General features: G+C 44.1%; 10 protein-coding genes. 7 read left to right on the top strand and 3 right to left on the bottom strand.

Annotated features, from left to right (window positions below):
* Positions 1-63: 63 nt before the first annotated feature.
* Both ACFI6L_RS11680 and ACFI6L_RS11675 read right to left on the bottom strand, forming a co-directional pair.
* Complete coding sequence (locus ACFI6L_RS11680; RefSeq protein WP_462574055.1) at positions 64-630, bottom strand: YceI family protein; 567 nt, start codon at positions 628-630, stop codon at positions 64-66.
* A 22-nt stretch (positions 631-652) separates the two neighbouring features.
* The gene (locus ACFI6L_RS11675; RefSeq protein ID WP_239244164.1) at positions 653-1,180 is read right to left on the bottom strand and encodes a cytochrome b; all 528 of its coding nucleotides are present in this window, start codon (positions 1,178-1,180) and stop codon (positions 653-655) included.
* Positions 1,181-1,641: 461 nt separating this feature from the next.
* Between ACFI6L_RS11675 and ACFI6L_RS11670 the strand changes: the two genes are divergently transcribed.
* The 4 genes from ACFI6L_RS11670 (at position 1,642) to ACFI6L_RS11655 (ending at position 3,567) form a co-directional block, all read left to right on the top strand.
* Entirely contained in the window at positions 1,642-1,875 is a 234-nt protein-coding gene (locus ACFI6L_RS11670) for a hypothetical protein (RefSeq protein ID WP_462574054.1), read from the top strand.
* Between the two features lie 43 nt (positions 1,876-1,918).
* Complete coding sequence (locus tag ACFI6L_RS11665) at positions 1,919-2,482, top strand: CBS domain-containing protein (RefSeq protein ID WP_462574053.1); 564 nt, start codon at positions 1,919-1,921, stop codon at positions 2,480-2,482.
* A 130-nt stretch (positions 2,483-2,612) separates the two neighbouring features.
* Positions 2,613-3,059, top strand: coding sequence for a hypothetical protein (locus tag ACFI6L_RS11660; protein ID WP_014951188.1), 447 nt, complete (start codon positions 2,613-2,615; stop codon positions 3,057-3,059).
* 73 nt (positions 3,060-3,132) lie between these two features.
* Positions 3,133-3,567: a hypothetical protein gene (locus tag ACFI6L_RS11655; protein WP_462574052.1), complete on the top strand. Its 435-nt coding sequence runs from the start codon at positions 3,133-3,135 to the stop codon at positions 3,565-3,567.
* 9 nt (positions 3,568-3,576) lie between these two features.
* Here the strand turns inward: ACFI6L_RS11655 and ACFI6L_RS11650 are convergent, their stop codons facing one another.
* Complete coding sequence (locus tag ACFI6L_RS11650) at positions 3,577-4,506, bottom strand: alpha/beta fold hydrolase (RefSeq protein WP_462574051.1); 930 nt, start codon at positions 4,504-4,506, stop codon at positions 3,577-3,579.
* 146 nt (positions 4,507-4,652) lie between these two features.
* On the opposite strand from ACFI6L_RS11650, the gene arfB reads away from it, so the two are divergent.
* The 3 genes from arfB (at position 4,653) to ACFI6L_RS11635 (ending at position 6,992) form a co-directional block, all read left to right on the top strand.
* Positions 4,653-5,069 carry an alternative ribosome rescue aminoacyl-tRNA hydrolase ArfB gene (gene arfB, locus ACFI6L_RS11645; protein ID WP_014951185.1) on the top strand — a complete coding sequence of 139 codons (417 nt, stop codon included), beginning with the start codon at positions 4,653-4,655 and terminating at the stop codon, positions 5,067-5,069.
* A gap of 126 nt (positions 5,070-5,195) precedes the next feature.
* Positions 5,196-5,873, top strand: a complete 678-nt coding sequence (locus ACFI6L_RS11640) for a hypothetical protein (protein WP_039229119.1) — start codon at positions 5,196-5,198, stop codon at positions 5,871-5,873.
* A 123-nt stretch (positions 5,874-5,996) separates the two neighbouring features.
* Entirely contained in the window at positions 5,997-6,992 is a 996-nt protein-coding gene (locus ACFI6L_RS11635) for a hypothetical protein (protein ID WP_462574050.1), read from the top strand.
* Positions 6,993-6,995: the final 3 nt, after the last annotated feature.

The following is a 6,995-nucleotide window of genomic DNA, read 5'->3' as shown; positions in this document are numbered from 1 at the left end:
AAGCCCCATGTTTGGGGCTTTCTTAAATCATAAATTTAGTTCGCTGGGACTAAATGTAAATAGCTATTGTTTCACGCCTTCAACGTGAAGCTCTAATTCTACCGTTTGCGACGTTGGGCCTAAATCATAGTCGATGCCATAATCTTTAAGTGCAATCGTCGTTGTGCCCATAAAGCCTGCACGATAGCCGCCCCATGGGTCTTTGCCTTCGCCAATCTTTTTGGCTTCAATTGTAATAGGCTTTGTTACACCATGAAGCGTGAAATCACCCATTACATCCATCATGCCATTGCCTTTATCGACAATTTTTGTGCTGACAAACTTCGCCTCTGGAAAGTCGTCAACGTTTAAGAAATCGTCGCTCTTAAGGTGCTTGTCACGCTCTGCGTGGTTTGAGTCGATACTGTCGGTATCGATAGTCACCATAATTTTTGCTGCACTAGGTGCTGCGTCGTCGTAACTAAAAGTACCTTTAAAATCGTTGAAGCGACCAGTAAGCCACGAGTAGCCCAAGTGTTGAATTTTAAAGTTGATAGACGCGTGGGCGCCTTTGCTATCAATCACATAATCTGCGGCGTTAGCGGTGCTTAAAGACAGCGCAGCAGCCAAGGCAAGTGTTAACTTCTTCATCATTTCTCCTTTCTTCATAATATCATCGAAGCCGTAACATCTGCTTCAGTGTGTCATCGTTACTAATAAAGTGGTGTTTCAGTGCAGCCAGCGCGTGAATGATCGCCAATACAATCACTGACCACGCAATATAAAAATGGGCCTCTCCTGCAATGTCTTCTTGATTTTCAAAGAACTCGCCCATTGCAGGTACAGAAAACCAATTAAATACGTCGATGCTTCTTCCATCGGCCGTTGAAATTAAATAGCCGCTCGCGAATAGCATGATAATCAAGGTGTACAGAAGCCCATGACCTATGCGACTTAACCTTTTTTCTAACGGGGTGCCATGTGACGGCGGCCGTGAAGTAACAACGCGCGTGACTAAGCGAACAACAGTGGTGGCAAGCAAAATTAATCCAACACTCTTGTGCCAATGCGGTGCCGTCTTATACCAGTCGCTGTAATATGTGAGGTCGACCATCCACAGCCCTGAAGCAAACATGCCGACAATGGCAATGGCAGATATCCAATGCAAAATAACTATAGGTCTGGACCATCTTGGTTTCATATCACTTCCGTTGTTACTTACTTACAATCAGGTTGTTTAGACCTTCAGTTAATCGCGTTATCTCAACCGCTAAATGACCGCTGAAAAAACACCTCATGCATCAATTGAATCTAGTGTATTTCTAATTACGTTGGCTAAACATCACATTTAATGGGAGTGTTCGTTCTTGTTTTTAGAACGAATGTACAGAAAATAACCCGCCAAACCTGAGTCGCGACACGATTAGTTTTCGAAGACGCGTCGTTTAATGGTCGATAAAATGCGCTAAACACCTCTATTAAACGCGCTAAATACTCTTATAGTTTAAATAGGCAGTAACAAAAGTGGCTGCTTTGTTTCAATGTTGTTTAGTTCAGTAGAGGTTGTACGCTTTGCGCGTTTCGTACGTTTTGTTGGCCGTTATTCTGCCAGCGTTATTTTCATCACTAGTATCCGTCTCCGTATTGGGAGAGGGAAGAAGTGTGCAAAATATTGCGGGGCAGTCGAACAGTGCGAATACGCTCTCAACCCTCATTAGCGAATGGGAAAGCTCCGCTTTTGAAGTATCTGACGACGACATTGATGATGGCATTTCGTTTGTCGACATCACCAGCGGCTTGGAAAAATACCGGTTTTCGGCTGGTAAAACGATTGATGCAAAAGCCTTTACTAGGCGGCGCGATAATATCATTCGAGGGCCACCTTCTTTCACTTAATCATTAAAAAACTGAATTTTTTATTTTTGATTAGGAGAAAGGTATGCACGCCTTAAATCTATATAAAACCGAATCTATCGATACATTGGCATGGCCGGTTGTTGAAAACACCATTACTGTAAAATCATCTGCTATGGCGGTCTTCACTGACTTTAAGCAGCACTTACCACACGTTATTGATGCTCGAACTCCAGCGACGAAAATAGAGTCGATTATGCGTCAGTCTCACGTTCGTATGATGCTGGTGGTAAACAGTGAGAACCGTTTCATTGGTATTGTGACCAGTCACGATGTCGGTGAACAGCAAATCATTCAGCGTGTGAGCGAGCTTAAGATTAAGCGAGAAGAGCTCACTGTTCATGATTTCATGCGTCCTAAAACCTCGCTCATGTCGTTCGATTTCAGTGAACTAACACGTTCATCAGTGGGGGACGTGATAGAAACACTCAAAGACTACGGGCAGCACCATTGCCTTGTCATGGACAGAGACAGCCATGAAATTCGTGGCGTAATCAGCGTGAGTGACATTGCTAGAGAGCTGCGTTTGCCGCTTGATATACAGGGCCGCCCTACGTTTGCTGAGCTGATCAACATTCTTGCCGCTTAATTTTCAATTTTCTCAATACTGAACCATACTTTGACTACGTGTTGTTTCAAAACAACTCGTAGTCAAAGGCATATATCGCCTTAACGGTATTTGCTAGCTTAATATTTTATCGAAGTAGTTAGGTGGTTATATGCAGTATGCTCATGGCGAATTTATTATTACACGCTGTGGTGATGCGGTGCTAACGCAAGCTTATGGGCCGTGGAACAGAGAGTGTGTAAATAGCTTTGCCAGTGAGTATCGCACGCTTTCCGAGTGCTTACATGGGAAAGCTTGGTGCGATATTGTTAGTGTTGTTGGCGAATCACTACTCATTCCTGATGCTGAAGCGCTGCTTCACGAACGTGTGGCTTCGGTAAATCCCATAGGGCTCACTCATGTGGCATTAGTGATGGGAGAGTCAAGCGTTCGAGCAACCACGCAGGCGCAACTTAAACGCGTGTATCGCGATACCAATATTGATTATATTTTTGTGGATTCCATAGAAGATGCTGTTGATTGGTTGTCTTCAAAAGGATTTTCCGTCGATAAAGATGGCATTGATTTGCATCGTGAGAAAGTAGCAATGAAGCTGTAGATAAAACTTGGTACGCATTTCGCAAAGTTTCATAACATCTGTATAACATTGTTCGATGAAACGAGGCGATATTATGAATAGATCACTATTTCCTACCAGCGTTGTTACGAAAGCCTTCACTTGGGCATACCAGGAACTCGGTTTAAATATTAAGCAAGCTTCTGAAATATTGGGTATTTCTCCATCTTCTTTGGCGCAGACTACGCTACTTGGGTTTGAGAGTGGCACATCAGAGTACAGAAAGCAGCTCGCTTTTATTCGTATGTATCATTTACTCATTTCATTGTCAGATGGGGACAGTGAGCAAATGAGGGCGTGGTTTAGCAGTTACAATATAACGCTGGGCGCGACCCCTTTTGAAATGTGCAAAGCGTATGACGGCATTGAGAGAGTCGCCGATCAGCTTCGCAAACTTAAGCAGTCGACTTGTGGTCGAGAGCGCACACTCGCCGTTGTTGAGTTTTCTCATAAAGAGCACGTTGAAAAGGCAGGTGCAAGGCTTCACTAAGCCACTTACTTAAGCGCTTTCGTCAATCGATATTATAAAGTCTGCGCACGCTTGCACCTGAGTAACTGGGATCATGTGGCCAGCGCCAGAAATAATTTTGTGTACCGCACTTCCTATTGCCTTTGTTACCGCGGTGATGTGCTCATCGGGCCTCAAGATAGTATCTTTTTCACCATACAATACCCCAACAGGGCATTGAACCTCTTCATAACGAGTTTGCTGACGGTGCAGACTGCCCTGCGCAGATACTGTATCTCTGCTACCTTCATAAAAGCTTCGAGAGTGAAGCGCTAACAAACCACCGCCTTCAGTTGAAAAGGACGGGGGGACAGGTTCGGGGTGAAAAATTTGTGCGACTTGTTTTCTACCTAACTTTGCACGCAGTGGACTGGCAATGGTTTTTGCAACACTGCTGCGTACCCATTCATTGGGTATGTAAAGCACCGAAAGAGGCCCGGCACCACCTTTTAGTGGTGTAGTTAACGGGCATAGAAGCGAAACCGATTTTATTTTGTCAGGTGCATCGATTGCCATCCTCAGTGCAATTCCTCCTCCCATTGAATGCCCAGCGATGCTCGCACTACCTATTCCCTCTTTTTGCATCCACTCGAGTATCATTTTACTTTGCTGTTCGAAGCTGGCGGATGTGCTTTTGTAGCGGCTCGAAAATCCGCTGCCTGGACGATCAACGGTATAGACCGTGTAGCGGGAAGCGAGGGTTTTTGCTAATTCGCTAAAATTGTTACTATTGCCAAGTAAACCATGAATCAGCACAAGCGCCGGACCGTTTCCTTGCTTTTGCCAGTGAATAATTCCACCATCAACAGGCGTAAGTTTTCCTGATGGTGTGAATGAAGCTTCGATATTGCTGTCCATTTTGGCGGTAAACCAAATAAGCGCTACAAAGATACAAATAATAATGAGCAATGCGATGATCATGTTTTATGTCCAAAATAAGGATAAAAAACAACCTATCGGTTAACGCAAAAATGGTCAAGTAAGCAGTAGTGATAGTGACTTATAGATGCAGGGCCGCTAGTGCTGCAACGTTAACGTGGTTACGCCATGACGTATTAGGATTTGAGATGGAATTAATAATAACCCCTTCTATCGCGATAGATGAAAGCGAAGCTGAATTGCAAGCTATTCGAGCACAAGGTAGCGGTGGGCAGAATGTGAACAAAGTAAGTAGCGCCATACATTTACGCTTCGACATAAATGGATCATCGCTGCCTGAAAAGCTGAAAGAAAAGCTACTTCAGCTTAAAGATAGTCGCGTTACCAACGACGGTGTTTTTGTGCTTAAAGCGCAAAATTATCGAACGCAAGAACAAAACAGAGAAGATGCGCTAGCGCGACTTGTTGCGTGGATAAAGGCTGCGACAATTGAACAAAAACCGCGCATAAAAACAAAGGTGAGCCGTGCGGCAAAAGCACGTCGTGTAGATGTAAAAAAACAACAAGGTGCTAAAAAATCTATGCGTAAGAAAGTGGAATTTTAAACAAAACTAATCTAAAGTATAAAGCCTTATAGATGTCATTTCGCAAGACAACGGAAAATTCTTACAATAATAAATGAATGTGTCTTGTGCTTATGCTAATTATTGGAACTTAGGGAAGCATACAAAGTGACGCGTTCGAACGTTATTCCTATGGTGCTATTTGCAGCCATAGTGGTTTCGCTTGGGATTAATACACCGCAAGCCGCAAACGAGATTATTGCTCGTTTGTTCAACAAATCTATTTCTAATACTGAACTACAGCCTTCACAGGCTGATGTTGACCGTTTTCAGTCTATTTTAACTGACAAGTCTGAGAAAGAAGTACGAGCTATTTTAGCTCAGCGTGCACTTGGTAATAAAATTACCGAGTCTGTTCTTTCAGATTTTGCCGATAAAAATGCGATAGAGCCAAATGAAAGCGAAATTCAATCTGCGTATTCTGTAATAAAATTATGGACCGTTGATTTGGACAGCGATGGCGCCTATCAAGATGAAGAGCTAGAGCGTTATCGTTTGGCAATGGCGGAAGGCATGGCAAAAAGCTGGAAAGTATCGAAAGCCCTTTACGAAGCGTACGGCGGAGATGTGGTTTTTCAACAGGATAACCCGTTAACACCAGTAGGAGCTTATCAAAAACTGTTTGAACAGTATCGCGAAAAGGGTGAGTTTGTTATTTACGACCCTGCTTTCAAAGCTGCGTTTTGGAGTTCAGTTAAAATGAAATATGCCAAAACTTACGACCCAGATAATATAGATTTTTCACTTCCCTGGTGGGAAAAGAGCATGACTGCTTCAGAAAAATAGTTCGAAAAGCCTTGTTTTTACAGGGCTTTTTTAATTCTTTTAAAAAAATCAAACTCAGTGCGGAATAAAAACTTTTCTTCAATCGTTATCTCAGTGTCCTTTATGAAAAACGGAGATAAACGGATGAAAAAGTTAAATACTGCAATTGCACTGGCTTTAGGTATCGCGTCAACGTCTGTGTTGGCTCAAGAAACCACGTTCTCTGCTAACACATCAGCTAATGCGTCGACTTCTGCATCACTTTCACTAACAAGCGGTGCAACTACACAGTCTGCAAATCAGGTTAATACGCAGACTTCTGCCGAAGGCGAAGCATCTACGCAGAGCCAAATGTCCACCGAGACCTCAGCCGATACCGGTGAACAATTATCCGCAAACCAAACAAGCAACGATCTATCTGCCGATCAGGGAGTGAGTCAAGTTTCTGCAACATCAGATATGGCGAACTCGATAACTTCGCCAGTGGCAGGCGCACTGACAAATAGTGTGTCTGGGTCATTATCTGTACTGTCATCAGCGTCTGGAAATGCACAACAAGTCGATGGAGCAGAAAGTGAAGCAGAAAGTACAGCGCAGGCAGCGCCAAGCTTGGCATTGAACCAAATCGGTTCACTAACAAACAATGGTGCGGAAAATACCGCAGGAGGTTCGCTAACTGGCAGTGTAAGTGGTGCACTAAACAATACTGCAGAAACAGCAGCAGGTAGTACCTTATCGAACACGGCTGACAGCGCGGCTGCAGGCACCATCGAAAGTGCGGTAAACGGCGGCGTAGCCAATACAGCAGCCAGCACCGTAGCAAGCTCAGTGACCAGTTCTGTAACCGGAACGATTGGCACCGCTGTCGAAGGAACAATTACTGACACGGTAGGAAATACGGTAGAAGGCACGGTAGAAGGCACGGTAGCAAGTACGGTGGATAGCTCTGTAGAAGGCGCAGTTTCAAATACAGTCGAGCAAACTGTGTCAGCAACAGTCGCAAATACGGTAGGAAATACGGTGGATAGCACCGTAGCAAGCACGGTAAATAATACCGTGGCGAGTTCGGTTGAAAGCGCCGTAACAAGCACTGTAAACGACAACGTAGCTTCAAGTATTTCAGGTGCGCTTGGCCTTTAATAT

It is taken from the genome of Alteromonas sp. G4i35 (genome assembly GCF_054960375.1).
Note: the sequence above shows the minus strand (reverse complement) of the source record. Positions and strands in the feature narration are given on the sequence as shown.

Bases quoted from the DNA above. Each gene is read 5' to 3' on its own strand.
- ACFI6L_RS11680 (WP_462574055.1), bottom strand. From the start codon at position 630: ATGAAGAAGTTAACACTTGCCTTGGCTGCTGCGCTGTCTTTAAGCACC.
- ACFI6L_RS11675 (WP_239244164.1), bottom strand. From the start codon at position 1,180: ATGAAACCAAGATGGTCCAGACCTATAGTTATTTTGCATTGGATATCT.
- ACFI6L_RS11665 (WP_462574053.1), top strand. From the start codon at position 1,919: ATGCACGCCTTAAATCTATATAAAACCGAATCTATCGATACATTGGCA.
- ACFI6L_RS11660 (WP_014951188.1), top strand. From the start codon at position 2,613: ATGCAGTATGCTCATGGCGAATTTATTATTACACGCTGTGGTGATGCG.
- ACFI6L_RS11655 (WP_462574052.1), top strand. From the start codon at position 3,133: ATGAATAGATCACTATTTCCTACCAGCGTTGTTACGAAAGCCTTCACT.
- ACFI6L_RS11650 (WP_462574051.1), bottom strand. From the start codon at position 4,506: ATGATCATCGCATTGCTCATTATTATTTGTATCTTTGTAGCGCTTATT.
- arfB (WP_014951185.1), top strand. From the start codon at position 4,653: ATGGAATTAATAATAACCCCTTCTATCGCGATAGATGAAAGCGAAGCT.
- ACFI6L_RS11635 (WP_462574050.1), top strand. From the start codon at position 5,997: ATGAAAAAGTTAAATACTGCAATTGCACTGGCTTTAGGTATCGCGTCA.